Genomic DNA, 23,355 nt, shown 5'->3' with positions numbered 1-23,355 from the left:
CGTAGAAAGGTTAATTTGGGTGAATAAGGCCTAGTCCGATGGCACGCCCGACAGCCTGCGATGTGGTCAGCGCCCCCAGTTTTGAGCGGCTGGATCGCAGATGCACCTCAACCGTGCGGTTGGAGATGTTCAGAATGTCAGCGACATCCTGCTGAGTTTTGCCCGCAGCCACCCATTGCAGAATTTCGGTTTCTCTGGCGGAAAGAGACGGGCTTGTCAATGCGCGTGTAAGCGCATGGCTGCGCACAACGTTATCGTGCAAGTGAACGGCCAGATGCTGCATCTCGCCCAAGATCTTCTTTTTGAGCAAACCCCATTCCTTGTCAGAACAGTTGCGGGTGACACTGAACAAACCGATATCGCCATATGGCCCGCGCACAGGAATTGTCAGCCCCTGTTCCGCAATGCCAAAATCATGGGCCGCGCGAAAGAGCGTGCGGAAACTATCCTCTTGGCGCAGCCGCACCCAATCGACGGGGGCAATGCTGCGTGCCGCCGTCAACAGAGTTGGATCACGGTGCTGAAACCCTTGTTCGACATAGAGTTTTTGCCATTCATCCGGGTAATTCACAAACCCATGAACTGTCTGAGCAATCGGATTGACCCCGGCATAAGCTGCAAAATCCAGCTCATGCGTTTCACAGACCGTGTCCAGGAATAATCTGAGATCACTGTCTGCATTGGGCTGTTTGCTCAGGTCAATAACCGTCACTGCGAACCTTTCTGCCAACAAGATTGGCACAAATGGGTAGGGCTCTTAGCAAGGGCGTTCCTTGTTCTGTGTCTGAGAAGCCACCAGGAATGCATAGACAGCCGAGCGATGCCCAAATGAAAGCGCTTCATACTGGTGGAGAAGTGTATCCGCCTCTTGCCCAAAAGGCGAGGCCAGCTTTGGCATTTCAAACGGCTCATCTGATACACCGGTGAACAAAACCGGAATATCTATTCCCAAAATGTCGGCGATTTGAAACAGTTGTTTGGCATCTGCCCGGCGCTGGCCCTCTTCCAGGGCCGAGACGGTTTGTTCCGAAACATGAAGCTTGCGGGCCAGTTCAGCCCGAGACAGCCCCAATAGACGCCTCTGATCTGCGATCCCTCTCCCCAGAAGAACATCAATATTGGTCATATCTGACTTCTCTGCCCGGCCCACACTGTGCTGTCGCGCATCTAAAGCCCAACAATGCGACTCGGAGTCGGAGGCGTTTTGCGCTTGGTTTACTTAACTTCATGTCACGTCACGGCGCAACTAAAAGTAGTTAACCCCGCCCAATCTTGTCGCCAGAGTCGACCCGGTTGGGCAGGATTTCGACCAGGTGGTCCTGATTTTCTAGGCAGATTAATGGGTCCCGCCCTATGACTTCGCGATATAGGCGGTGGCTTCGATCTCGATCAGGGCCTGATCTTCGACGAGATCCTTAACGATCAACATCGACATGGCCGGAAAATGTTTACCGAACACGCGCCGATAAGCCTGCCCAACTTCGCGCTGATGGGCGGCGTATTCGTCTTTGTCTTTGACGAACCAGGTCAGGCGACCAATATCGGCCACATCCCCACCCGCTGCGCGCACGATGTCCGCGATATTGTTCAGGGCCTGTTCCATTTGTGGGATAAAGCCACCCGGGACAAAGACTTTGTCCTTGTCCCAACCAATCTGACCGCCGATATGCAGGGTGCCGTCGGGCATCAGCATACCATTTGCATAGCCCAGCGCCGGGGCCCATCCTTCGGGGTGAATTGTCACTGGTTTCATGTGCGGCCCTCCATCAAGCCGGTTATCTTGTGCCGCATATCATCAGGCCAGGCAGTGGGTCGCCCATCCGCCCCAACACAGACCAAGGTGTGATCTGCCTCGAACCGAAGCTGATCTTGCGCGGTTGCGCGTGTTCTCAGAGTCAAGCTGGACGTGCCAATCGCTTTGATCTCGACCGCCAGGACCAGCTGATCGCCGTGGCGACAAGGGGCTTTGAACTGGACCGAGATAGACGCCGTTGGCACGCCTTGATCCGGGTGGATCTCTTCAAAAGGCCAGCGCAGGGCATCACTGAACATCGCCTCGACCGCATCATTGATCATTTCGAAAAAGCGCGGATAGAAAACGATCCCCGCCGGGTCGCAATGTTTGAACAGCACTTTTTGAGGGAAGTGAAAATGCATGGGTCAAAAGGCTTTGTAGGTCTGGGTGGTATAGGTGCGTTCGATCCCGTCGATATCCAACAGGTTTTCATTGATGTAACGACCAATATCCTGACCCTCTGGCACATAGAGTTTGAGCAGCAGGTCATATTCGCCGCTGGTGGAATAAAGCTCGGAATGGATTTCACGCAGCCCGATCTGGTCGGCCACCGCATAGGCGGTGCCGGGGCGACAGCGGATTTGGACAAAGAGACAGGTCATGGTCGTCGCCCTCAGGTCACGCGGGATTTGGTCTGATATTTGGGATCGTCCCAAAGGTCATTCCCGATCACATCGGCAATCACCTCGGCGGCGGCGATAATGTCATCCTTATCCAGGTACAGTGGAGTGAAGCCAAAGCGCATGATGTCAGGGGCCCGGAAATCGCCGATCACGCCGCGATCAATCAAGGCCTGCATCGCCGCATAGCCATGGTCAAAGGCAAAGGAGACCTGCGAGCCGCGCGTTTCTGGGTCGCAAGGTGAGGCGAGTTTCAACTGCGGGCAGCGGCTCTCGACCTCTTTTATGAACAGCTCGGACAGCTCAATCGAAGCTGCGCGCAGCTCCGCCATGTCAACGCCCTCCCAGGCGTCCAGTGCCGCGTCCAAAAGGGACAATTGCACGATTGGCGGCGTGCCAACGCGCAGGCGCTCGGTGGACATGGCCGGGCGATAGCCCAACTCCATGGCAAAGGGCGCGTCATGGCCCAGCCACCCGGCCAAAGCCGGTTCGATCTGGTTCACGATGTCGGGGCGCGCATAGATGAACGCAGGTGAACCCGGCCCGCCGTTGAGGTATTTATAGGTGCAGCCCACCGCGAACTCTGCGTTTGATCCGGTCATATCGACCGGAACCGCACCCGCGCTATGGGCAAGATCCCAGATCATCACGGCACCGGCGGCCTGCGCGGCCTTGGTGATCGCCTGCATGTCATGCATCCGACCTGTGCGGTAATCGACCTGGGTCAGCATGACGACAGCCACGTCATCACTGATTGCCGCCAGAACGTCCTCGGGCGCAGGTGTGCGCAGCTCATAGCCTTTGTCGATGGTGTCGATCAGCCCCTGCGCCATGTAGAGGTCAGTGGGAAAATTGCCATTATCAGACAGGATAACTCGACGATCCGGCCGCATACGCAGCGCGGCTGCGACCGCCTGATAGACCTTAATCGACAGGGTATCGCCGGTGGCCACAGAACCCGCCGGGGCCCCGATCAAACCGGCGATCCGATCACCAACCTTTTGCGGCAAGGCCATCCAATCTGCCGTGTTCCAGGCCTTGATCAGCTCTTTGCCCCATTCCTGTGTGATCACCTGACTGGCGCGGGCCTGCGCCGCCTTGGGCATGGCCCCTAAGGAATTGCCATCAAGATAGATCACCCCCTCGGGGATATCGAACAGGTCTTTGCGCGGTAGCATTTTGAAGGGATCTCCTTGCTCGCAAGCTGGCCTAGTTGGCCATTTGTGTCAGAGGTTCGCCAATGCGAACGACATGGGTGGTGATGGCGACCATGGGCACGTCGCCGATATTTGTGAGCCCGCCATGGACCTGCCCTTCGGGGAAATACAGGGTCGCGCCAACCGGGAATTCAATCACCTGACCATTTGGGGCCTGCGCTTTGGCGGCGGTGATCACGACCGCATGTTCATCACCCGGATGAGTGTGCATGGGGATGGTCGCGCCGGGTGCAACGGAGAGCTTGCTGACGACAACCTCCATACTGTCCGATCCTGGAACCGGAGCGCGGCGGATCTCTTCGCGCGACAAATCCTGTGCAAAAGCGGTTGTTGCTGTGAGAGCAAGCATGCCGAGTATTGTGAGAAATTTCATAATGTCCTCCCTGAATTTGGACTCAAAGTTCACCCCTAAGGTGCCAGAGTTCGGGGAAGAGTTCGACTTCCAACATGCGGCGCAGATATTGCACGCCCGATGTGCCGCCGGTGCCGCGTTTGAAACCGATGACCCGCTCTACCGTTGTCACATGGTTAAAGCGCCAGCGGCGGAAATAATCCTCAAGGTCGACCAGTTTTTCTGCCAGTTCATACAGGGTCCAATATTCGTCGATATTCTCGTAAACGGTTTTCCAACGCGCCTGCACCTCTGGAATGGCCTCATGCGGTGCATTTAGTTGCGGAGTCGGAACATTTTCTTCGTGCCCATCAACCGTGCGGAACAACAGCGTGATCACCTCATCATAAAAACTGGGCCGCGCCAGTTCATCGCTCAGCGCTTTATGCACCTCGGGCAGGTGTTCATGCGGTTTCAACATGTTGGGATTTCGGTTGCCCAGCACATATTCGATCATGCGGTACTGATAAGACTGAAACCCAGAAGACGGCCCCAGTGCCTCGCGAAAAGCGGTGTAATCGGCGGGGGTCATGGTGCGCAGCACGTCCCAGGCATTGTTGAGCTGTTCGAAGATCCGGCTCACCCGGGCCAACATTTTGAACATCTGCGCCGTGTCACCCGCCAAGAGAGCCTCGCGCGCCGCTGCCATTTCGTGAATGACAAGCTTCATCCAAAGTTCGCTGGTCTGGTGCTGGATCACGAACAGCATCTCATCATGCGCCGTGCTTTGCGGATGCTGATGGGCCAGAATATCCTCAAGATGCAGGTAGTCTCCGTAAGACATCGCATCCTTGAAGGTCATTTTTGCGCCGTCAGAGCCGGGATCATAGGCTTGCGTGCTCATCGTCATTCCTCGCGCAATTTGAAACGTTGGATTTTGCCGCTTTCGGTTTTTGGCAAGGCCGCAGTGAAGACAACCGAACGCGGGTATTTAAAGGGGGCAATGGTGGCTTTGACGTGGTCTTGTAGCAGCTTGATCATGGCCTCGGAGGCCTCGGCACCGCTGCCCAGAACCACATGCGCCTGAACGATGCTGCCGCGATCCACGTCCGGTATGCCGATCACGGCGCATTCAGCGACGGCTTCATGGGCCAGCAGAGCGGCTTCGACCTCGGGGCCGGCGATGTTGTAGCCGGAGCTGACAATGATGTCGTCATTGCGCGCCGCAAAGTGGAAGTAGCCGTCTTTGTCGCGGGAAAAGGCATCGCCGGAGATGTTCCAACCGTTCTGGACATACTCGCCCTGGCGTTCGCCACGCAAATACCGGCACCCGGTTGGGCCGCGCACGGCAAGGCGACCGATTTCACCCGGCGCGACTTCGTTGCCGTCTGGATCGACAACCTTGGCCTCGTAACCGGTCACAGGCTTGCCGGTGCAGGCCGGGCGGTGATCCTGAAAACGGTTGGTGACAAAAATATGCAAAAGCTCGGTCGCGCCGATTCCGTCCAGCATTGGCTTGCCCGTCTTTTCCATCCATTCGTCATAGACCGGGCCAGGCAATGTTTCCCCCGCCGAGACCGCCGCGCGGAGTGAGGAAAGATCAGCGCCGTCATCCATCGCCCGCATCATGGCGCGATAGGCGGTGGGCGCGGTGAAACAAACGGTGGCTTTGTACTTTTCGATGATCTCGATCATGTTGGGTGGCGTGGCCGTTTCCAGCAAAGTCGCCGCCGCGCCAAACCGCAAGGGAAAGATCGCCAGTCCACCCAGCCCAAAGGTAAAAGCCAAGGGGGGCGAGCCGACAAAGACATCCTCGGGCTGCACGTTCAGCACTTCGCGCGCATAGCCATCGGCGATGATCAACAGATCGCGGTGAAAATGCATCGTACCCTTGGGTTCACCAGTTGAGCCCGAGGTAAACCCGATCAGAGCAACATCATCCTGACTGGTTTGAACGGTGTCAAAGCTCACAGGTTTTTCCAGGGCCAAACGGTCCAGCTCGGCGTCATGGTTGGCCGTGCCGTCAAAGCCAACAACGGTCTTCAATGTCTCGCTGCCCTTGGCGCAGGCGATCATTTCGTCCATCAGGCGCGTGTCGCATAGGGCGTGGGTGATCTCGGCCTTGTCGACATATTTCTTCAGCTCAGCGGCGCGCAGCATCGGCATGGTGTTCACCACCACCGCGCCCACTTTGGTCGCGGCCAGCCAGCAGGCCACCATGGCCGGGTTGTTGGCAGAGCGGATCAGAACGCGATTGCCCGGTTTCACCTTGAGATCATCCACCAGCACATGGGCCAGCCGGTTGGTCCAATCGGTCAGTTCTTTGTAGGTGCGTCGCCGCCCATTGCCGATCAACGCCGTGTGGTCTCCGAAACCCTTGGTGACCATCGCATCGGTCAGCTCATAGGCGGCGTTCAACCGGTCGGGGTAGTGGAACCCCTCCAGCAGCAGGTCGGGCCATTGCTCCTGCGGCGGCAGATTATCGCGGGAAAACGTATCGGTATGCGCAGTTGGTCCTAGCATGAGATTATCCCTGATGGTTGCTCAAAGCTTGCCGTGCAATCACCACGCGCTGGACGTCTGACGCGCCCTCATAGATGCGCAAGGCTCGGATTTCACGGTAGAGTTTTTCGACAGTCTCGCCGGATTTCACCCCGTCGCCGCCATGCAATTGCACGGCCTTGTCGATGATCTTTTGGGCTTGGTCGGTGGCGAACAGCTTGGCCATGGCGGCCTCGCGGGTCACGCGGGGGGCACCGCTATCCTTGGTCCAGGCAGCGCGGTAGACCAGCAAAGCGGCGGCATCCACATCCAGCGCCATATCGGCGATATGGCCTTGTACCATTTGAAGGTCGAACAAAGGCGCGCCTTGTACCTTGCGCGCCGTGACGCGGGTCAGCGCTTCGTCCAAAGCGCGGCGGGCAAAGCCCAGCGCAGCGGCAGCCACGGTGGACCGAAACACATCCAGCACCGACATAGCGATCTTGAACCCCTGCCCCGGCTCGCCGATCAAAGTGCTGGCGGGAATGCGGCAGTCAGAGAAGCGTAGGGTCGCAAGCGGGTGCGGCGCGATGGTTTCCAGGCGTTCGACCACGTCAAACCCTGTGGCATTGGCAGGCACGATAAAGGCTGACATGCCCTTGGCCCCCAGTGCTTCGCCGGTGCGGGCAAAGACCGTGTAAACATCTGCGAGGCCACCGTTCGAAATCCAGGTCTTTTCACCGTTGAGGATGTAATCATTGCCATCCCGAATGGCGGTCATGGTGTTGCTGGCCACATCCGAACCTGACCCCGGTTCGGTTAGGGCAAAGGCTGAAATCGCCTTGCCTGTGCGGGTCAGGGGCAGCCATTCCGCCTTTTGCTCTGGCGAGCCCAAGAGCGAAATCGCCCCAGTTCCCAGCCCCTGCATGGCAAAGGCAAAATCCGCCAACCCATCGTAACGGGCCAGAGTTTCGCGGATCAGGCAGAGGCTGCGCACATCCAGTTTGCCATCCTCGGCCCCGGAATAGGCGGCAAATCCCGACGCGCCCAACATGCGGACCAGGTCACGGCAGGCCGCATCGGTGTCTGAATGGTCAATCCCGCCAAGATTGGCAGCGGCCCACTGCTCTAACGCGGCGGCAAGGTCGCGATGGTGGTCTTCGAAAAATGGCCAGGTGAGAAAGCTTTGATCCGCCATCAGTCGCCCTCAAACACTGGTTTTTCTTTGGCGACAAAGGCGTGATAGGCACGATGGAAATCCTGGCCTTGCATACAGATGGCTTGCGCCTGCGCCTCGGCTTCGATGGCTTGCTCGATGGACATGCACCATTCCTGCGCCAGCATGGTTTTGGTCATCATATTCGCAAAATTCGGCCCGTCCGCGATACGTCGCGCAAGGGCGCGCGCGCTTTCCATCAACTCATCCGCCGCGACCACCTTGTTGAAATAACCCCAGGCTTGCCCTTCCTCAGCGCTCATCGAGCGGCCTAGATAGAGCAGCTCAGCCGCGCGGCCCTGACCGATTATACGCGGCAGGATTGCGCAGGCCCCCATATCGCAGCCCGCAAGCCCTACGCGGTTGAACAAAAAGGCGGTTTTTGCCTCGGGCGTGGCGATACGCAGATCCGAGGCCATCGCAATGATCGCCCCCGCACCGGCGCAAATACCATCCACGGCGGCAATGATCGGCTTGCCGCAATTCACCATCGCCTTGACCAGATCGCCAGTCATGCGGGTAAAGGTCAGCAGCTCTTTCATGTTCATCTTGGTCAGCGGGCCGATGATGTCATGCACATCCCCGCCCGAACTGAAATTGCCGCCATTGGGGGCAAACACCACCGCCTTGACGTCATCCGCGTAATGCAGATCGCGAAACCAGTCGCGCAGCTCGGCATAGCTGTCAAAGGTCAGCGGGTTCTTGCGGTCAGGCCGGTCCAGCGACACCGTGGCGATGCCGTTCTCGATCTCGCAATTGAAATGGGTCACATCACTGCGCATGTTTGCTCATCCCTCCAATGACTTTGTCAGATGATCCAGACGCAGGATCATTCCGTCGATATCGTCCGCATTCAGACCGCCGAGCATCTCATCGACCCAGGCTTCGTGCACGCCGGCATGTTCCGCAAAGATCGTCTGACCTTGCGGGGTCAACTGGACCAGCTGCGCGCGGCGGTCATCTGGCACGGCAACGCGCAGCGCCAAACCTTCTTTGACAAGCTTGTCGACGATCACCGTAACATTGCCGTTTGAGACGCGCAGTTGTTTGGAAATCTCGCTCATCCGCAGGCCATCGGGTGTGCGGGCCAGGGCGGACATCACGTCAAACCGCGGCAGCGTCCAATCAAAATCCGCGCGCAGGCGGCGGCGCAGCTCGTCTTCGATCAGGCTGCTGGCCTTTAGCAGTTTCAACCACAGGCGCAGGCGTTCTTTGGACAGCGGTTCGGCGGGTGCATCTGATTTGCGCTGTTCCATCAGACCTCGCCTCCGGACAGGGCCAAGGCATGGCCATTCACGCCGCGCGCCGCGTCAGTACAAAGCCAAAGCGCGGTTCCCGCGACCTCATCGGTCTGAATGAACCGCTTTTGCGGATTGCCAGAGGAGAGAGAAGCGCGGGCCTGTTCCTCGCTCATCCCGGTTTTCTCAACGATATTGGCGATTGAGCGGTCCAGCATGGGGGTTTCGATGAAACCCGGACAAATCGCATTGGCCGTGACGCCAGTACTGGCCAGTTCGAGCGCCAGGGCTTTGGTCAGGCCGACGACGCCATGTTTCGCAGCGCAATAAGCCGAGACGTAAGGATAGCCCTTAAGCCCGGCAGTGGAGGCCACGGCAATCATGCGCCCCCAACCTTGGGATTTCATATCGCCCAAAGCTGCCTGCCAGACATTGGCGACACCGACCAGGTTGACCGACAACATGGCCTGCAATTGCGCCGCCGACATCTTGGCGAAAGGCACGCTTTCCGCCGCGCCCGCATTGGCGACCACAACGTCAATGGGTCCATTCAAGCCGCGCGCCTGTTGGAACGCCTCTTTGACCGCATCCGGATCGGTCACGTCACAGGTCACCCAGCCGATGAATTTGTGCTGTTTGGCAACCTCGCGCAGCGGAGCCTCTGAGCGGCCCATGATCGTCACCTTGGCCCCGGCATGGGCCATGGATTCGGCGATGTCTGCGCCGACACCGGTTCCGCCACCGGTTACGATGACATGTTTGTCCTGAACGCTCATACCCGGATCATCTCTGCTTCGCGGTCTGCCAGACGCCAGGCCTGATCACGCCCGGCCTCATAGGGTTGCGGCCAGAATTCATGGCGGTCGCCGATGCGGGCAGCTTCGTGCAATGTCCAATAAGGATCGGCCAAATGCGGACGCCCGACAACGACCAGATCGGCGCGCCGTGCCATCAGGATCGAATTGGCGTGATCGGCCTCATAGATGTTGCCCACGGCCATGGTCGCAATGCCGGTTTCGTTGCGGATGCGGTCAGAGAACGGGGTTTGGAACATGCGACCATAAACCGGTTTCGCGTCGACCGAAGTTTGCCCGGCAGAGACATCGATAATATCGGCACCCGCCGCTTCGAACATGGCCGCGATCTTGACCGCCTCTTCGGGGGTAACACCCTCTTCACCCACCCAGTCATTGGCCGAAATACGCACCGACATAGGTTTGTCAGCCGGCCAAACCGCGCGCATTGCCTCGAACACTTCGAGCGGATAGCGCATGCGGTTTTCCAGGCTTCCTCCATATTCATCTTGGCGGATATTGGATTTGGGCGAGATAAAGGACGAGATGAGATAGCCATGGGCGGCGTGCAGCTCGATCATGTCAAACCCGGCGCGATGGGCCATTTGCGCAGAGGCAACAAATTGATCGCGCACCTCGTCCATGTCCTGACGCGAGATTTCGCGCGGGGTGGCGTTGTTATCAGACCAAGGAATGGCCGAGGCTGAAACGAGATCCCAATTGCCGTCTTTCAGCGGGGCATCCATGACCTCCCACCCCAATTGCGTCGACCCTTTGCGGCCCGAATGGCCGATCTGGCAGCAAATCTTGGCTTGGGTTTCGGCATGTACGAAATCGGTCAACCGCTTCCAGGCGGCCTCATGTTCGGGCGCATAGAGACCGGGGCAGCCCGGCGTGATCCGCCCCTCAGCCGAGACACAGGTCATTTCTGTGTAAACCAGCCCGGCACCGCCCTTGGCGCGCTCACCGTAATGGATGAGATGCCAATCGGTTGGACAGCCCTCAACCGCCTTGTATTGCGCCATAGGCGAGACAACGATGCGGTTTTTGAGGTCCATTTCGCGCAGTTTATAGGGGGCAAACATCGGCGCACGGGTTGGGGCATCAGCCTTGGCACCCGCCTGATCCTGAAACCACTTTTCTGCCGATTCCAGCCAGTTTGCATCCCGCAATCTCAGGTTCTCATGGCTGATGCGCTGACTGCGGGTCAGCAGCGAGTAATTGAACTGAACCGGGTCCAGATCAAGATAACGCTCGACCTCTTCGAACCACTCCAAGGAATTGCGCGCCGCCGATTGTAGGCGCAAGACATCCAGCCGCCGCTCCTCCTGATACCGCTCAAAGGCGGCCTCCATTGACGGTTCGGAATGCAGGAACTCTGCTAGGGCAATGGCACTGTCAAAGGCCAATCGCGACCCCGAGCCAATCGAAAAATGCGCCGTGGCCGAGGCATCGCCCAGCAACACGACATTCTCGTGATGCCATTTTTCGCACAACACGCGAGGGAAGTTCATAAAGACCGCCGAACCGCGCAGATGTGCGGCGTTGCTCATCAGATCATGACCGCCGAGGTGGTCGGCAAAGACGGCGCGGCAGGTCTCGACAATCTCTTCTTTGGACATGTTTTCGAACCCGAAATTGTCCCAGGTCTCTTGCCCGCATTCCACGATAAACGTCGCGGTGTCCGCATCGAATTGATAGACATGCGCCCAGATCCAACCATGCTCGGTCTTTTCAAAGATGAAGGTAAAGGCGTCATCAAATTTCTGATGCGTGCCGAGCCAGACAAATTTGCAAGCGCGTAGGTCGATTTCGGGTTTGAAGTGGTCAGCGTATGCTTCGCGCACACGGCTGTTCAGCCCGTCGCAACCCACAACCAGATCATATTCTGCACGGATCGCCTCGATATCGTCAAACTCGGTCTCGAAACGCAGTTCGACACCCAATTCGCGCGCGCGTTCCTGCAACAGGATCAGCATTTGCTTGCGTCCAATCCCGGCAAAGCCGTGGCCTCCAGACACCGTGCGCACACCGTCATGCACCACGGCAATATCATCCCAATAGGCAAAATGATCGCGAATGGAGGCTGCGCTTTTGGGGTCGTTTTTCTGCAGGTTTTCCAGCGCATCATCCGAAAGCACCACACCCCAGCCAAAAGTATCATTGGCGCGGTTGCGTTCAAATACGACGACCTCATGCGCTGGATCTCGCAACTTCATGGAGATCGCAAAGTAGAGACCGGCGGGTCCGCCACCCAAACAAGCTACGCGCATTTGTTCCTCCTGACTCTGTGCTGAGGATCAGGTTGGCCTGACCCTTTGCGCCAAACCGTATGGCAGCGCTTTATTTATTTCAAGCTTAAACATTTTGAATTTGAAGGTTGATGGTATGCGCTCACTGGAGAGGATTGACAGCCATTGCCTTCTCAAGGATCAAGCCATTGTGAAATCGAAATATTCTAGCGATTACACATAGAGCTGGTGCACCTATCGCACTCCAATTTTCCCAACGAAATCATCCACAACATGCAGAAAGCTGTTTGTGATGCGCAGGCCCATCTTGTGTTTGGGGACAGTCAGGCAGGTGGCGTATTCTTGCGAAAGTTCCTGCACAGGGATCTCGACCAAACGATCCTCGGGCACGGAACTGGAATCCAAAAAAAACCCAATTCCAATACCTTGCAGGATGGCTTCTTTCATCACCGGAAAGGTTGTCATGGTGATCAGGCGGCGAGGTTGAACCCCGTGGTCCTGAAAGGCTTGAGACAAAACACGTTGGGTCAGTGACCCCCTTTCCGGGAGAATGACCGTTTGCGAAGCCACTTCCTTTAGACTCGCGGTCGTGAGCTTGGCCAGCGGGGAATCGTGGCGGGCATAAAGGACGTAACGCGCGTTCTTGAGCGGTTTGATGAACAGCGATTCGCTGGGGGTGGGGGCCGTCACGATGGCGATATCGACCTTACTATCGTTAAGCCGCTGCATCGCCGACGCCCAATCGTAAAGCGTAAAATCCACAGATATCTTTGGGTATCGCTCACTGAAACTGGCAATCAACGACAAGGCAGGCTGCGGCGCATTGGCGATTACCGTCAGATGCCCGCGCTCAAGAGCCGCGTGGCCACGAAGCCGTTCTTCGATCTGCTGGTCAAGCGCTGCATATTGATCTGCCAGCTGAAACAACTCTTGTCCGACAGGCGTCAGCACAATCCCATCCCGGTGGCGGATCAGCACCTGGGCCCCGACATGAGTCTCAAGCTTGGCGATGTGTTGACTGACGGCAGATTGCGACACCCCAAGGCGACGCGCCGCGCCCGAAATTGACCCTTCGCGCACCACATGCGCCAGTGATTTCACCTGATGTGCCCCAGCCGACATGGCGGTCTCCTTTTCAGCCCCCGCGGCTTTAGCACCCATAAGTCTCGCTAATATGACGTCACAGAATCGAGACGACAGTAAGCCAAGGTGCCGACACGAACGCGGTAAGGACCCTGGCGATGTCGAAAATCAGCTTACAAAGTATCGAAAAGAGCTTTGGAGAAACGCCCGTTCTCAAACAGGTTTCACTGGACATCGAAGAGGGTGAGTTTGTCACGCTGGTCGGTCCATCAGGATGCGGCAAATCCACATTGCTAAGGATCCTGTCTGGTCTGGAACAGGCCGATGCGGGTCGCGTTTCAATTGGCGGCATGAATGTCACGGATGTGCGCCCGGCAGAGCGTAATCTGGCAATGGTGTTTCAAAGCTATGCGTTGTACCCGCATCTGAGTGTCGCTGATAATATGATGACGCCGCTGCGTATGCGCGATTTGCCCATGTGGGGGCGGCTGCCCATGATTGGCCCATTGCTCGCGCGCGACACCTATCGGGTGATGCAGGGGCAGGTGCGCGAGGTTGCGGAGACCCTGAAAATCACCCCGCTGCTGGATCGCAAACCCGGCCAGCTTTCGGGCGGACAACGCCAACGTGTCGCCCTGGGGCGCGCCATGGTCCGCCAGCCTGTCGCCTTTTTGATGGACGAACCGCTGTCAAATCTGGATGCCGCGTTGCGTGTTCATATGCGCGCCGAACTGTCCGAATTGCATCGCCGTCTGAAAACCACCTTTGTCTATGTCACCCATGATCAGGCCGAAGCGCTGACAATGTCGGACCGCATGGCCGTCATGATGCATGGCAATATCCTGCAGGTCGGGCCGCCCGATGAAATCTACGCGAACCCAAATTGCCTTGAGGTGGCGCGGTTTATCGGCTCGCCAGCGATCAATACATTTGCGGCAGAGATCCAGTCGGATGGCCATCTCGCGCTTATCGGCACGACCCTATCCCTGGTGCAACCACTGACCCGCGCCCCGGTCACAGTGGGCATTCGGCCGGAGCACCTGTTCCTTTCACCCACTGGTCGGTTCCAAGGGCATGTTCGGTACCGAGAAAACCTCGGCTCTGATGTTTTTCTGCATTTGGATGTGGAAGGGGCGCAGCAACCGGTCGTTTTGCGGGCCAACCCGGCGCAGGCTGCGCAGGTCACGCTGCGGAACCGGGTCTGCTTTGACCTAGAACCAGACAAAGTCTTGCTCTTTCAATCCACGGGCGAGCGTCTGCCATGCGCCCTTGCAACGCGCGAGGTGGCGTAATGCAGCAAAGCCGCGCGCATCTTTGGTTCATTGGGCCTGCCCTGGCTCTAATGGTGGTCATCCTGTTGATCCCAATCGCCATCGCCGCCGGGCTAAGCCTGACCGATTATTCCCTTGGCAATTCCGGGGCAGAGTTTGTCGGGCTGGAGAATTACGAAAAGATCTTTACCCGGTCGACCTATGAGAAAATGTTCGGCGCGACGTTTCGCTATGTCTTTGTCGTGGTTCCGCTGACCGTCGGGCTCGGCCTTGGCGCGGCGATGATGATCCATTCCCTTGGTCGGATCGGGGACATCTACAAGACGATCTACTTTCTGCCGGTCATGGCCGCTTTGATCGCTATGGCGATCGTCTGGGAATTTGCCTTTCACCCGACCATTGGTGTGGTCAACGCAACGCTGGAGCGCGGCTGTGGCACAATCTTGGAAAACTGGGCCTGGTACGCAAAAGGCTGCGAACGCACTTTCCCGCTCTGGCTGAATGATCGTGACTACGCGATCTGGACCGTCAGTTTCATCGGCATATGGCAGGGGTTCGGTTTTAACATGGTGCTTTACCTGGCCGGCCTGACCTCCATCCCTCCGTCCCTTTATGACGCAGCAGAAATGGACGGTGCGCAAAGCGGCTGGGATCGGTTTCGTCTGGTCACTTGGCCCATGCTCGGCCCCACCACCGTCTTTGTCATCACCATCAGCTTTATTCGAACCTTTCAGGTCTTTGACATGGTTGAGGCCTTTTACCCGCAGGGCGGCGGACCATCGAAAAGCGTCTACGTCATGATGTTTGCGATCTACGAAAAAGGCATCCAGCAGAACCTGATGGGGATAGGGGCCGCGATCACCGTCGTATTCCTGGCATTCGTAATGATCCTGACCCTGATCCAGCGTTGGTTTGTCGAGCGGAGAACACATTATGTCTGAAGCAATCCAAGACATCCGCGCCACGGCGTTCCGGTTCAGCACCCGCGCGGCGCTCACCCATATTGTGCTGACACTTGGCGCGCTGATTGTGCTGCTGCCCTTTTACACGATGATCAGCCTGTCGCTAAAAGCACCGCATGAAATCATGCAGCAAACCGGCGGCTTTATGGGGGCACAAGAGCTGTTCCGCGACGATTTCTGCGTCAAACTGGGCAATGCCGTTCAGGACTGCATGGTCAACCCAATCATCTACAACTACACGACCGCCTTCGAAAAAGCGCCGCTGCTGCGGTATTTGTTGAATGGCATCGTCGTCACTGTCTCGATCTTTGTGATCCAAGTGATTGTCGCCTTGCCTTGCGCTTATGCGCTGGCCAAATTGCGGTTTTGGGGGCGTGAGGCCGTGTTCGCCCTGGTCCTGTTCTGCCTGTTGATCCCGGTGCATGCCATCGCACTGCCCTTGTACATCATGCTGGCCAAACTGGGCTTGACCAACACCTATGCGGCGCTGGTCATCCCGTGGACGATCTCCGTCTTTGGCATCTTCTTGATGCGCCAGTTCTTTATGACCGTTCCAGATGATCTGATCGACGCGGCCCGCATGGACGGGATGAGCGAATATGGCATCATCTGGCAAGTCATGCTGCCCACGGCGATCCCGGCCTTGATGGCCTTTGGCATCTTTAGCATCGTTGCCCATTGGAATGACTATTTCTGGCCTCGGATCGTGATCACCGGCAACCGCGACCTCTTTACCCCGCCATTGGGCCTGCGCGAGTTCAAGGGCGATGCCGATGGCGACAATTTCGGCCCGATGATGGCAACAGCCTGCATCATCGTTACCCCGCTCATCGTGTGTTTCTTGCTGGCGCAACGCCGGTTCATCGAAGGGATCACACTGTCTGGAATGAAGTAAGGCGGGATCGCTCCCGCCCTACCCATACTATCCCGTCCGGGATCATCACTAGGGCCTGCCAATCGCCAAACCACCAGGCCCTGCAACAGGAGATAGAGTAATGCAACGCACTCTGACTGCAATGGCCCTCGTTCTGGCCGCCACCGCGACCACTGCCACAGCAGAAGACAAGATCGTCGTCGAATTTGGCTATCCTTATAGCCACCTGTTTGACGTGACCTATGAGGCGATCCTGCCCAAATTCTACGAGGCGCATCCAAATATCGAAATCAAGATGCGCGCCACCTACGAATCCTACGAGGATGGCACCAACACAATCCTGCGCGAAGCGGTCGCTGGCACATTGCCAGATGTCACCATGCAGGGCCTGAACCGTCAGGCGATCCTGGTCGAGAAAGGCATCGCCAAATCCCTGGAGCCTTTCATTGCGGCTGAGACTGATTTTGCCAAAGAAGGCTATCACAAAGCCATGCTGGATCTGGGGACCTTTAATGACCAAGTATACGGCCTGCCTTTCTCGATCTCTCTTCCGGTTGGCTATTACAACATGGAAGTGATGGCCAAGGCTGGCTACACCGAAACCAACCTGCCCAAAACCTGGGAGGACGTGGTGCAGGCCTGTGTCAAGCTGCGCGAGGCCGGTGTCGACAACCCAATGTTCTGGGGCTGGAACATCACCGGCAACTGGTTCTTGCAGGCGCTGATGTGGTCGCAGGACAAGCCCACCGTCATGGGCGCGGATTTCCAGCTGGACACGCCTGAGGGGCTCAAGACACTGGAAACCATGCAATCTATCTTTACCGGATGCGAAATGCAGAACCTGGAATGGAAGGCCGCGCTGGCGTCATTCTCGGCCGGTGATCTGGGTATGATGTATTGGTCAACTTCTGCTGTGGGTGCCGTGGAACGCGCCATGGGTGATTTCACGCTGGTTACTGCGGAATACCCTGGCATCGAAGCATCAGGGCCTCTTGGCCTGCCTGCCGGTGGCAACTCTGCCCTGCTGACATCGCAGTCTGACGATCCCGAACAGCTTGCTGCGGCTTGGGCATGGCTCAAGTTCATCACGTCTGGCGAAGGTGCCGCAGATGTGGCCCGCACCACGGGCTACATGCCTCCCAACCAGGCCGCGAACGAGATCATTCTGGCCGATTTCTACGCCGAGAACCCTGCCAAGGCGACAGCTGTACGCCAACTGCCTCTGCTGCGTGAATGGCAGGCCTATCCGGGCGATAACGGCCTGGCTGCGACGCAGGTGATCTATGACGGGCTCGAAGGCATCGTGACCGGCGAATTTGCCGACATGTCGAAACTGCAAGAAGAGCTGACCGAAGAAGTTCAGGATCTGCTGGACTGATCCCCGCCACTTTTTAGTTGTAACAGCTTCGGGCATTGGTTTGCCCGAGGCCTTTTAAGGCACGCAACCATGAAAATCCTGCAATTCACCGACATCCATTTGACCCGCCAAGGTGACACCATTGGCGGTCGTGATCCAAATGCCAATTTTGCCAAAGCTCTGGCCCATGCCTTAGACCTGCATGGCGATGCCGAGGCATTGTTCATCACGGGTGACCTGTCGGATTGGGGCGATGAAGACGATTATGCACGCCTTAAATCCATCATCGCGGATATCCCAATGCCCGTGCATCTGATGATCGGCAATCATGATGATCGCCAGCTCTTTACCTCGGTTTTTCCTGAGCTGGGCAACGAGGATGGATTTGTTCAATATGCCGTCCAAATGTCTCTGGGCACGGCCTTATGTCTGGACACATGGGGCCCTGACACCCATGCCGGGCATTTCTGTGAAGATCGGGCGCGATGGTTGACGACCCAGCTAGAGCAGATCGATGGACCGGTCTGGCTGTTCATGCACCACAATCCGGTGCCCATCCACGTGGCCCCCATGGACAAGATCATGCTGCTGGATGCAGAGCGTTTTGGCGCAACAATTGCGCCCTTTGCCCAGAAAATTCGCCATATTTTCCACGGTCATTGCCATATGCCCCTGTCCGGGTCCCTGCATGGTATTCCCTTCTCTGCGCCACGGGGCACGAACCACGCCGGCTGGCCTGACTTCAGCGCCACACGATTGCTGGCATCGGCTGAGCTGCCGGAATCCTATGCGGTCATTTTCGCAACGCCAAACAGCGTGATGACCCATATGGTCGAATTCGGCTATGCTGGCGAAATCAAAGGCGAAGGAACACCAGATTATGCCGACTGGGATCGCATGACCATGGTGCGCTAACGTGTGGCGTGATTGTCAGAAAATCAGGCGTTTGGCGCGGCCGTAATCAGCCAAACGCCGATTTAGGTCATCCGCCTCAACAGCCCCGCTTTCCAATGCGAAAACAAAGGCATGGGTGAGGTAGAAACAGGCCGCGTCAATGTCACCGCGCGTTTCAGCCCTGTCGCCCGCCAGCGTATACAGCCGCACCAGCGCATCGGTATCCTGACGATCGTGAGCAATGAGAAGCTCTTGGTTCAACCGGGTCTGATCCATGACTATTCTTTCAATGAGATCGCGATGTTTTTGGTGCGCACATAGTTGAACAGCGCCTCGAGCCCTTTTTCGCGCCCAAAGCCGGATTTCCCGACGCCACCAAACGGTGTCGATATCCCGCCCGCGAACCATTCATTCACAAAGACCTGCCCAGCCCGTAATTTGCGCGCAACGCGATGCGACCGCGCCAGATCTCGGGTAAAAATACCGGCGACCAGGCCGAATTCTGTCCCATTTGCGATGGCGATGGCCTCGGCCTCAGTGTCGAACGGTGTGAAACAGGTCACCGGGCCAAAGATCTCTTCCTGCGCCACCCGGCTGATAGGGGCCACATCCGCCAGAATCGTCGGCGCCATAAAATGACCCGTCCGCTCCAACCGCGCGCCACCTGCGGCTATGCGCGCGCCATCCTGATGCGCAGAAGATGTCAGCTCTTCCACGCGATCCAATTGCAGGGCCGAGGCAACGGGCGTGTGATCCGGGTTGTCCAACCCGTGCCCAATGCTAAGACCGTTGGCCATCTCCGCCGCCCGCGCGACCGCCTCGTCATAGATCGAGCGATGCACAAGCACCCGCGCCATGGCTGAACACACCTGCCCCGCATTGTAGAAAATCCCGCTTTGCAGGCTGGAAATGACCGTATCAAGATTGGCATCTTCAAAGACAACAGCAGCGGATTTACCGCCCAACTCCATCAGTGACGGAGTCACGGTATCAGCCGCCGCGCGCAGGATCGCCTGCCCGGTCGGAACCGACCCTGTAAAGACGATCTGATCAATCTCGGAACTGGCCACCAGACGCGCGCCCAGATCGCCGCCGATACCGTTCAGGATCGAAACCGCACCTTTGGGAACCTCTGCCCGTTCCAGCGCAACCCCCAACATGGCCAGCGCCATGGGATCAAGTTCGGGGGATTTGATAATGGTGGAATTACCTGCCGCCATAGAAGGCGCCAAGGAACGGGCTGCAATCGAGACGGGGAAGTTCCACGGAACGATCTGGGCAGAAACGCCAAAAGGTTCATAGACGGTGTAATCGGCGTAATCCGGCCCCAGCGGGATGGATTTGCCTTCGATCTTATCGGCGACGCCGCCGTAATATTCGAAATACTGCGCCGCCTCTTCAAACTCTTCCCCGGCGGCTGAAAGCGTCTTGCCGCTCTCACGGCAAAGCAGCTCTGCGCCTTCGTCAGCAATGGCTCTAATCTCATTCGCGACGCGCTGCATCAGACGGCTAAGCGCAGCCGGGGCCATGTCCGCCAGATCGCCGCGCTCGAACGATTTTCGTGCGCCTTCCAACGCTTTGGCCAGGCTCGCCTCACCCGCTAGGGCACAATCGCCGACAGGGGTCTCTAGCCCCGGATCTTCGACTGAAATTCGGGCACCTTCATCCCCGTCGACCCAATCGCCTGCCACATAGTTCCGTGCCAGACCGTCCTTAAAGAATTCACTCACGCCGAGCGCCCCTTTTCGATCTGGCTGGCCACCCAATGATGGAAATTATGCGTTGGCCCATCCATCGCCGGAGAGAAACGCCCACCATCAAACAGCTCACCATGGCGGCCTTTTTGCATGCCTTCAACGACAAAGATGTCTTCTTCGAAAACTGTTTTCCAAAGCTTGGCATTGGCTTCGCGCAGATCCGCCAAATCCGGTGTCTCTTCCACGGACTGAGCGTAATAGAGCTCGATATGCTCGGTCGTCCGCCCGCACTCCTTGGGCTCTAACACGATGGCAAAGGCGTGGTCACGCTGAACACCCAAAAGAACATTTGGATAAAGCGCGATATATTCCGCTCCCTCATCCCACTGGCTGCCCAAACCTTCGAAATCCGGGAACGACAAGCCGTTGTCGTCTTTGAGCTGGCGATAGACCAGGGTGCCCTGCCCGGAGTAATGGCCGCGTTTTTCGATATTGTAGTGATCCTCAAGACGCGAATAGCTGTTCAGGCCGGGATGGACCCAAGGCAAATGATAGCTTTCGCAATAATTCTCGACGGCGAGCTTCCAATTGGTGGCCACCTCGAGTTTGAACGAAGACACGGCACCGCCATGATGGACGGGTTGTTCAAACTCGGACCAGCGTTCCAGCAGTTCCCCATGGACCTCTTCGAAATCCGCTGCCTGGCCATCGACATTTACAAAAATCACGTCGCGCCACACATAAGAGCGGATGCGCAGCAGGCCGAGGTCGTCCATATTGACGTCTTCATGCGTGTTGTGACCCGGTCCGCCAACATGCGGCGTGGTGCGCAGCGCGCCATCAAGACCATAACACCAGCTGTGATAGGGGCAGCGAATGGCCCCGCGGATCTTTTGCGGTTTGTCGACCAGGATCATGCCGCGATGCCGGCAGGTGTTTTGAAAGACACCGATATCGCCATTCCGGTCACGCACCAGCAGGATTGGCATGCCGAGAAAATCGACCGGTTTGGCATCACCCGCCTCGGGAATGTCTTTGCCAAAGCCGATGCCCGACCAATTCGCAAACAGGACCGAGCGTTTTTCCTCGTCAAAGATCGCGGGATCAATGTAATGCGCGTTCGGCAGGCCATTGGCGGTGTTGACGTCGGTGAGGACGGAGGACAGGGGGGCATGCGTGTTCATCGAACTCTCCTTGGTGCAAGTCTTGGCACTCATTGGAGGCGATCACGGGATTCTCTCAATATCGGAAATTCTAAATCTGGGTTGAGCCTGCCTAAATCGATACCTTGTCGAACCCAGACATCAGCCACTGTTTGAGCGCTTTGGCATTCTCCGAAAGAGCCTCATCAGGTGGACCAACAAGATAGAATTGGTGCGGGGCCGTTACTGAAAACGGCTCTATGATTGCCAGCTTGCCACTGTCCAACATAGGCTGCACAAGGCGACGCCAGCCAAGGGCGACACCTGCCCCTTTACGGGCAATCTGCAGCGCGACCGAATAGCTGGTGACGCTCGCCCCCTGACCAAGTGTACCTTTGAAATCAAGGCGCTGAAACCATTCCTCCCACTGTGTCCAAGAAGGGTTGTGCGCCTTGAGATGGATCAACCGCTGGTTTGCAAGGTCATCTAAGCTGCAAGAGGCAAGTTGGTGAGCAAGTTCGGGCGCAGCGACTGGAACAAGGTCATCACGGTAGATCGGGGTATGCGTGTCGGGCCGATTTGATAAACGCCCGTAACTTATTATAAAATCAAACCCTTGCACGGACATAAAAGGCGTGTCTTGGGTCACTTGATTGACGTTGATTTCGGGATATTCTCTCCAAAAATCAATGATCGTCGGAGACAACCATAGCGCGGCGACCGCAGTGGTGGACCCGACGGTTACAGTCTCACTGCCGCCAACCTGACGGATGCGCGCCAATTGTCGCGAGATTTGCCCGAAACTCGCTGCCAAGGTTTCATACAGCGCCTCGCCTTCTTGTGTCAGCTCAACACCACGGTGCTGGCGGCGAAACAGAGGCGTGCCCAGCTCTCCCTCCAGCGCTTTGATTTGATGGCTCACCGCACCGGGCGTCACCGATAGATCCTGTGCCGCATTCTTAAAGCTCAGATGCCGCGCGGCGGCTTCGAATGCCGCTAAGGTCGTGAATGGCGGAAGATCGTAGTGACGTCGCGACATGGGCTGCCTTTTGGTTGCACGGGTGAGTTCATCTAAACTCTGTTTGAGTATTTTCCGAATTGCGCGCAAAGGGCAACTGGTGTTTGCCTCTCTGAAATTCCTGCACCAGAAATTGGGGGCTCCCATGCAAACCATGCCCGCTCGTTTGATCTCAAAAACCGCGCTGAGCCCGGACACGTCGGATTTTGCTTTCGCGCTTTTGAACGGGCGATGCGACGGGTTGGAACCCGGAGCGCATGTCGATGTGCATCTGGGCGAGGGTTTGACCCGCCAATATTCCCTGTGGGATTGGTCAGATGATCAAAGCGTGCTGCATGTCGCGGTCAAACGCGAGGATGAGGGCCGTGGCGGATCGCGCGCCATGCACGGGCTTGAGGTTGGGGCCGAGGTTCAACTGGGCGGGCCACGCAATCACTTTGCCCTGAAACCCGGCAAAACCTTTGTCACCCTGATCGCAGGCGGTATCGGTGCCACGCCCCTGGTGGCAATGGCCCGCGCCTTGCGGGATGAGGGGCGCGCATTTCAGGTCTATTATTTGGCGCGAAGCATGGATTTGGCCGCTATGGACCAAGAATTTCACCAACTCGATCTGGGCGACAAATATCACCCGCATTGCGATGACCGGGATGGCATGTTTGACCTGCAATCGGTCCTGAGCGACCTGCCCGAAGGCAGCGACGTCTATACCTGCGGCCCCGAACCAATGCTAAACGCCGTTCTTGACGGCTCTTCGTTGCTCAAAGGCGGTCAGGTGCATTTCGAACGTTTTGCCGCGGTTGAAAACGCATCGGAAGACGAGAATGAGAGTTTCGAAGTCGAGCTTCGTTCAACCGGCGCAGTCTATGACGTCGGTCCGGAAGACAGCATTCTCAGTGTGCTACAAGCCAATGATATTTCGGTCGATTTCGGATGCTCTGAGGGGCTGTGTGGGTCATGCATAGTGGATGTCATCAATGGAGAGGTCGACCACCGAGACGGAATTTTGTCCTCCGAAGAACAAGCGACAAACAGTTTCATGTGCACCTGTGTGTCGCGTGCAAAATCGGCGCGGCTTGTCCTTGATCTTTGAAGAGATGTGCGCCAAGGCCCCGT

The 23,355-nt window shown here is 57.2% G+C and carries 25 protein-coding genes; 6 read left to right on the top strand and 19 right to left on the bottom strand.

The window, feature by feature from the left end; genetic code table 11:
* Positions 1 to 10: 10 nt before the first annotated feature.
* The 15 genes from CLV87_RS09855 to CLV87_RS09785 form a co-directional block, all read right to left on the bottom strand.
* Positions 11 to 712 carry an autoinducer binding domain-containing protein gene (locus tag CLV87_RS09855; protein WP_099241515.1) on the bottom strand — a complete coding sequence of 234 codons (702 nt, stop codon included), beginning with the start codon at positions 710 to 712 and terminating at the stop codon, positions 11 to 13.
* Positions 713 to 757: 45 nt separating this feature from the next.
* Entirely contained in the window at positions 758 to 1,126 is a 369-nt protein-coding gene (locus tag CLV87_RS09850) for a helix-turn-helix domain-containing protein (protein WP_133840744.1), read from the bottom strand.
* Positions 1,127 to 1,351: 225 nt separating this feature from the next.
* On the bottom strand, positions 1,352 to 1,753 hold the full coding sequence (locus CLV87_RS09845; protein ID WP_099241519.1) for a RidA family protein: 402 nt from the start codon (positions 1,751 to 1,753) through the stop codon (positions 1,352 to 1,354).
* A complete protein-coding gene (locus CLV87_RS09840) occupies positions 1,750 to 2,157 on the bottom strand; it encodes an acyl-CoA thioesterase (RefSeq protein ID WP_099241520.1) in 408 nt (135 codons plus the stop codon). Before CLV87_RS09840 ends, CLV87_RS09845 begins: the two co-directional genes overlap by 4 nt.
* A 3-nt stretch (positions 2,158 to 2,160) precedes the next feature.
* Positions 2,161 to 2,397, bottom strand: coding sequence for an Lrp/AsnC ligand binding domain-containing protein (locus CLV87_RS09835; protein ID WP_099241522.1), 237 nt, complete (start codon positions 2,395 to 2,397; stop codon positions 2,161 to 2,163).
* Between the two features lie 11 nt (positions 2,398 to 2,408).
* The gene (gene kynU / locus CLV87_RS09830) at positions 2,409 to 3,593 is read right to left on the bottom strand and encodes a kynureninase (protein ID WP_099241524.1); all 1,185 of its coding nucleotides are present in this window, start codon (positions 3,591 to 3,593) and stop codon (positions 2,409 to 2,411) included.
* Positions 3,594 to 3,624: 31 nt separating this feature from the next.
* Entirely contained in the window at positions 3,625 to 4,005 is a 381-nt protein-coding gene (locus tag CLV87_RS09825; protein ID WP_099241526.1) for a cupin domain-containing protein, read from the bottom strand.
* 22 nt (positions 4,006 to 4,027) lie between these two features.
* Positions 4,028 to 4,867 (bottom strand): tryptophan 2,3-dioxygenase, encoded by an 840-nt coding sequence (locus CLV87_RS09820; RefSeq protein WP_099241528.1) that lies wholly within the window; start codon positions 4,865 to 4,867, stop codon positions 4,028 to 4,030.
* A 2-nt stretch (positions 4,868 to 4,869) separates the two neighbouring features.
* Entirely contained in the window at positions 4,870 to 6,486 is a 1,617-nt protein-coding gene (locus CLV87_RS09815; protein ID WP_099241530.1) for an AMP-binding protein, read from the bottom strand.
* Positions 6,487 to 6,490: 4 nt separating this feature from the next.
* The gene (locus CLV87_RS09810; RefSeq protein ID WP_099241532.1) at positions 6,491 to 7,642 is read right to left on the bottom strand and encodes an acyl-CoA dehydrogenase family protein; all 1,152 of its coding nucleotides are present in this window, start codon (positions 7,640 to 7,642) and stop codon (positions 6,491 to 6,493) included.
* A complete protein-coding gene (locus tag CLV87_RS09805) occupies positions 7,642 to 8,442 on the bottom strand; it encodes an enoyl-CoA hydratase family protein (protein WP_099241534.1) in 801 nt (266 codons plus the stop codon). The genes CLV87_RS09810 and CLV87_RS09805 overlap by 1 nt, the downstream gene beginning before the upstream one ends.
* A 6-nt stretch (positions 8,443 to 8,448) precedes the next feature.
* Entirely contained in the window at positions 8,449 to 8,916 is a 468-nt protein-coding gene (locus CLV87_RS09800; RefSeq protein ID WP_099241536.1) for a MarR family winged helix-turn-helix transcriptional regulator, read from the bottom strand.
* The gene (locus tag CLV87_RS09795) at positions 8,916 to 9,674 is read right to left on the bottom strand and encodes an SDR family NAD(P)-dependent oxidoreductase (protein ID WP_099241537.1); all 759 of its coding nucleotides are present in this window, start codon (positions 9,672 to 9,674) and stop codon (positions 8,916 to 8,918) included. Before CLV87_RS09795 ends, CLV87_RS09800 begins: the two co-directional genes overlap by 1 nt.
* The gene (locus CLV87_RS09790) at positions 9,671 to 11,965 is read right to left on the bottom strand and encodes a bifunctional salicylyl-CoA 5-hydroxylase/oxidoreductase (RefSeq protein ID WP_099241539.1); all 2,295 of its coding nucleotides are present in this window, start codon (positions 11,963 to 11,965) and stop codon (positions 9,671 to 9,673) included. Before CLV87_RS09790 ends, CLV87_RS09795 begins: the two co-directional genes overlap by 4 nt.
* A gap of 213 nt (positions 11,966 to 12,178) precedes the next feature.
* Positions 12,179 to 13,066 carry a LysR family transcriptional regulator gene (locus CLV87_RS09785; RefSeq protein WP_166652712.1) on the bottom strand — a complete coding sequence of 296 codons (888 nt, stop codon included), beginning with the start codon at positions 13,064 to 13,066 and terminating at the stop codon, positions 12,179 to 12,181.
* Positions 13,067 to 13,185: 119 nt separating this feature from the next.
* On the opposite strand from CLV87_RS09785, the gene CLV87_RS09780 reads away from it, so the two are divergent.
* The 5 genes from CLV87_RS09780 (at position 13,186) to CLV87_RS09760 (ending at position 18,406) form a co-directional block, all read left to right on the top strand.
* Positions 13,186 to 14,319 carry an ABC transporter ATP-binding protein gene (locus CLV87_RS09780; protein ID WP_099241543.1) on the top strand — a complete coding sequence of 378 codons (1,134 nt, stop codon included), beginning with the start codon at positions 13,186 to 13,188 and terminating at the stop codon, positions 14,317 to 14,319.
* A complete protein-coding gene (locus CLV87_RS09775; protein WP_176556000.1) occupies positions 14,319 to 15,239 on the top strand; it encodes a carbohydrate ABC transporter permease in 921 nt (306 codons plus the stop codon). The genes CLV87_RS09780 and CLV87_RS09775 overlap by 1 nt, the downstream gene beginning before the upstream one ends.
* The gene (locus CLV87_RS09770; RefSeq protein ID WP_099241546.1) at positions 15,232 to 16,155 is read left to right on the top strand and encodes a carbohydrate ABC transporter permease; all 924 of its coding nucleotides are present in this window, start codon (positions 15,232 to 15,234) and stop codon (positions 16,153 to 16,155) included. The genes CLV87_RS09775 and CLV87_RS09770 overlap by 8 nt, the downstream gene beginning before the upstream one ends.
* A gap of 100 nt (positions 16,156 to 16,255) precedes the next feature.
* The gene (locus CLV87_RS09765) at positions 16,256 to 17,512 is read left to right on the top strand and encodes an extracellular solute-binding protein (protein ID WP_099241548.1); all 1,257 of its coding nucleotides are present in this window, start codon (positions 16,256 to 16,258) and stop codon (positions 17,510 to 17,512) included.
* 69 nt (positions 17,513 to 17,581) lie between these two features.
* Positions 17,582 to 18,406, top strand: coding sequence for a phosphodiesterase (locus tag CLV87_RS09760; RefSeq protein ID WP_099241550.1), 825 nt, complete (start codon positions 17,582 to 17,584; stop codon positions 18,404 to 18,406).
* A gap of 15 nt (positions 18,407 to 18,421) precedes the next feature.
* Here the strand turns inward: CLV87_RS09760 and CLV87_RS09755 are convergent, their stop codons facing one another.
* The 4 genes from CLV87_RS09755 to CLV87_RS09740 form a co-directional block, all read right to left on the bottom strand.
* Positions 18,422 to 18,661, bottom strand: coding sequence for a hypothetical protein (locus tag CLV87_RS09755; protein WP_099241552.1), 240 nt, complete (start codon positions 18,659 to 18,661; stop codon positions 18,422 to 18,424).
* 2 nt (positions 18,662 to 18,663) lie between these two features.
* On the bottom strand, positions 18,664 to 20,115 hold the full coding sequence (locus CLV87_RS09750; protein ID WP_099241553.1) for an aldehyde dehydrogenase family protein: 1,452 nt from the start codon (positions 20,113 to 20,115) through the stop codon (positions 18,664 to 18,666).
* On the bottom strand, positions 20,112 to 21,266 hold the full coding sequence (locus CLV87_RS09745) for an aromatic ring-hydroxylating oxygenase subunit alpha (RefSeq protein WP_099244522.1): 1,155 nt from the start codon (positions 21,264 to 21,266) through the stop codon (positions 20,112 to 20,114). Before CLV87_RS09745 ends, CLV87_RS09750 begins: the two co-directional genes overlap by 4 nt.
* Positions 21,267 to 21,357: 91 nt before the next feature.
* Positions 21,358 to 22,389 carry a LysR substrate-binding domain-containing protein gene (locus CLV87_RS09740; protein WP_306438007.1) on the bottom strand — a complete coding sequence of 344 codons (1,032 nt, stop codon included), beginning with the start codon at positions 22,387 to 22,389 and terminating at the stop codon, positions 21,358 to 21,360.
* Between CLV87_RS09740 and CLV87_RS09735 the strand changes: the two genes are divergently transcribed.
* Entirely contained in the window at positions 22,388 to 23,332 is a 945-nt protein-coding gene (locus CLV87_RS09735; RefSeq protein ID WP_099244524.1) for a PDR/VanB family oxidoreductase, read from the top strand. The two genes, CLV87_RS09740 and CLV87_RS09735, sit on opposite strands and share 2 nt — an antisense overlap.
* Positions 23,333 to 23,355 lie beyond the last annotated feature (23 nt).

This window comes from Pelagimonas phthalicica, assembly GCF_004364805.1.
GTDB lineage: Bacteria > Pseudomonadota > Alphaproteobacteria > Rhodobacterales > Rhodobacteraceae > Pelagimonas > Pelagimonas phthalicica.
Note: the sequence above shows the minus strand (reverse complement) of the source record. Positions and strands in the feature narration are given on the sequence as shown.

Excerpts from the sequence above, each read along its gene's own strand:
- CLV87_RS09850 (WP_133840744.1), bottom strand. The coding sequence starts at position 1,126 with ATGACCAATATTGATGTTCTTCTGGGGAGAGGGATCGCAGATCAGAGG.
- CLV87_RS09845 (WP_099241519.1), bottom strand. The coding sequence starts at position 1,753 with ATGAAACCAGTGACAATTCACCCCGAAGGATGGGCCCCGGCGCTGGGC.
- CLV87_RS09840 (WP_099241520.1), bottom strand. The coding sequence starts at position 2,157 with ATGCATTTTCACTTCCCTCAAAAAGTGCTGTTCAAACATTGCGACCCG.
- CLV87_RS09835 (WP_099241522.1), bottom strand. The coding sequence starts at position 2,397 with ATGACCTGTCTCTTTGTCCAAATCCGCTGTCGCCCCGGCACCGCCTAT.
- kynU (WP_099241524.1), bottom strand. The coding sequence starts at position 3,593 with ATGCTACCGCGCAAAGACCTGTTCGATATCCCCGAGGGGGTGATCTAT.
- CLV87_RS09825 (WP_099241526.1), bottom strand. The coding sequence starts at position 4,005 with ATGAAATTTCTCACAATACTCGGCATGCTTGCTCTCACAGCAACAACC.
- CLV87_RS09820 (WP_099241528.1), bottom strand. The coding sequence starts at position 4,867 with ATGAGCACGCAAGCCTATGATCCCGGCTCTGACGGCGCAAAAATGACC.
- CLV87_RS09815 (WP_099241530.1), bottom strand. The coding sequence starts at position 6,486 with ATGCTAGGACCAACTGCGCATACCGATACGTTTTCCCGCGATAATCTG.
- CLV87_RS09810 (WP_099241532.1), bottom strand. The coding sequence starts at position 7,642 with ATGGCGGATCAAAGCTTTCTCACCTGGCCATTTTTCGAAGACCACCAT.
- CLV87_RS09805 (WP_099241534.1), bottom strand. The coding sequence starts at position 8,442 with ATGCGCAGTGATGTGACCCATTTCAATTGCGAGATCGAGAACGGCATC.
- CLV87_RS09800 (WP_099241536.1), bottom strand. The coding sequence starts at position 8,916 with ATGGAACAGCGCAAATCAGATGCACCCGCCGAACCGCTGTCCAAAGAA.
- CLV87_RS09795 (WP_099241537.1), bottom strand. The coding sequence starts at position 9,674 with ATGAGCGTTCAGGACAAACATGTCATCGTAACCGGTGGCGGAACCGGT.
- CLV87_RS09790 (WP_099241539.1), bottom strand. The coding sequence starts at position 11,965 with ATGCGCGTAGCTTGTTTGGGTGGCGGACCCGCCGGTCTCTACTTTGCG.
- CLV87_RS09785 (WP_166652712.1), bottom strand. The coding sequence starts at position 13,066 with ATGTCGGCTGGGGCACATCAGGTGAAATCACTGGCGCATGTGGTGCGC.
- CLV87_RS09780 (WP_099241543.1), top strand. The coding sequence starts at position 13,186 with ATGTCGAAAATCAGCTTACAAAGTATCGAAAAGAGCTTTGGAGAAACG.
- CLV87_RS09775 (WP_176556000.1), top strand. The coding sequence starts at position 14,319 with ATGCAGCAAAGCCGCGCGCATCTTTGGTTCATTGGGCCTGCCCTGGCT.
- CLV87_RS09770 (WP_099241546.1), top strand. The coding sequence starts at position 15,232 with ATGTCTGAAGCAATCCAAGACATCCGCGCCACGGCGTTCCGGTTCAGC.
- CLV87_RS09765 (WP_099241548.1), top strand. The coding sequence starts at position 16,256 with ATGCAACGCACTCTGACTGCAATGGCCCTCGTTCTGGCCGCCACCGCG.
- CLV87_RS09760 (WP_099241550.1), top strand. The coding sequence starts at position 17,582 with ATGAAAATCCTGCAATTCACCGACATCCATTTGACCCGCCAAGGTGAC.
- CLV87_RS09755 (WP_099241552.1), bottom strand. The coding sequence starts at position 18,661 with ATGGATCAGACCCGGTTGAACCAAGAGCTTCTCATTGCTCACGATCGT.
- CLV87_RS09745 (WP_099244522.1), bottom strand. The coding sequence starts at position 21,266 with ATGAACACGCATGCCCCCCTGTCCTCCGTCCTCACCGACGTCAACACC.
- CLV87_RS09735 (WP_099244524.1), top strand. The coding sequence starts at position 22,388 with ATGCAAACCATGCCCGCTCGTTTGATCTCAAAAACCGCGCTGAGCCCG.
- CLV87_RS09740 (WP_306438007.1), bottom strand. The coding sequence starts at position 22,389 with ATGGGAGCCCCCAATTTCTGGTGCAGGAATTTCAGAGAGGCAAACACC.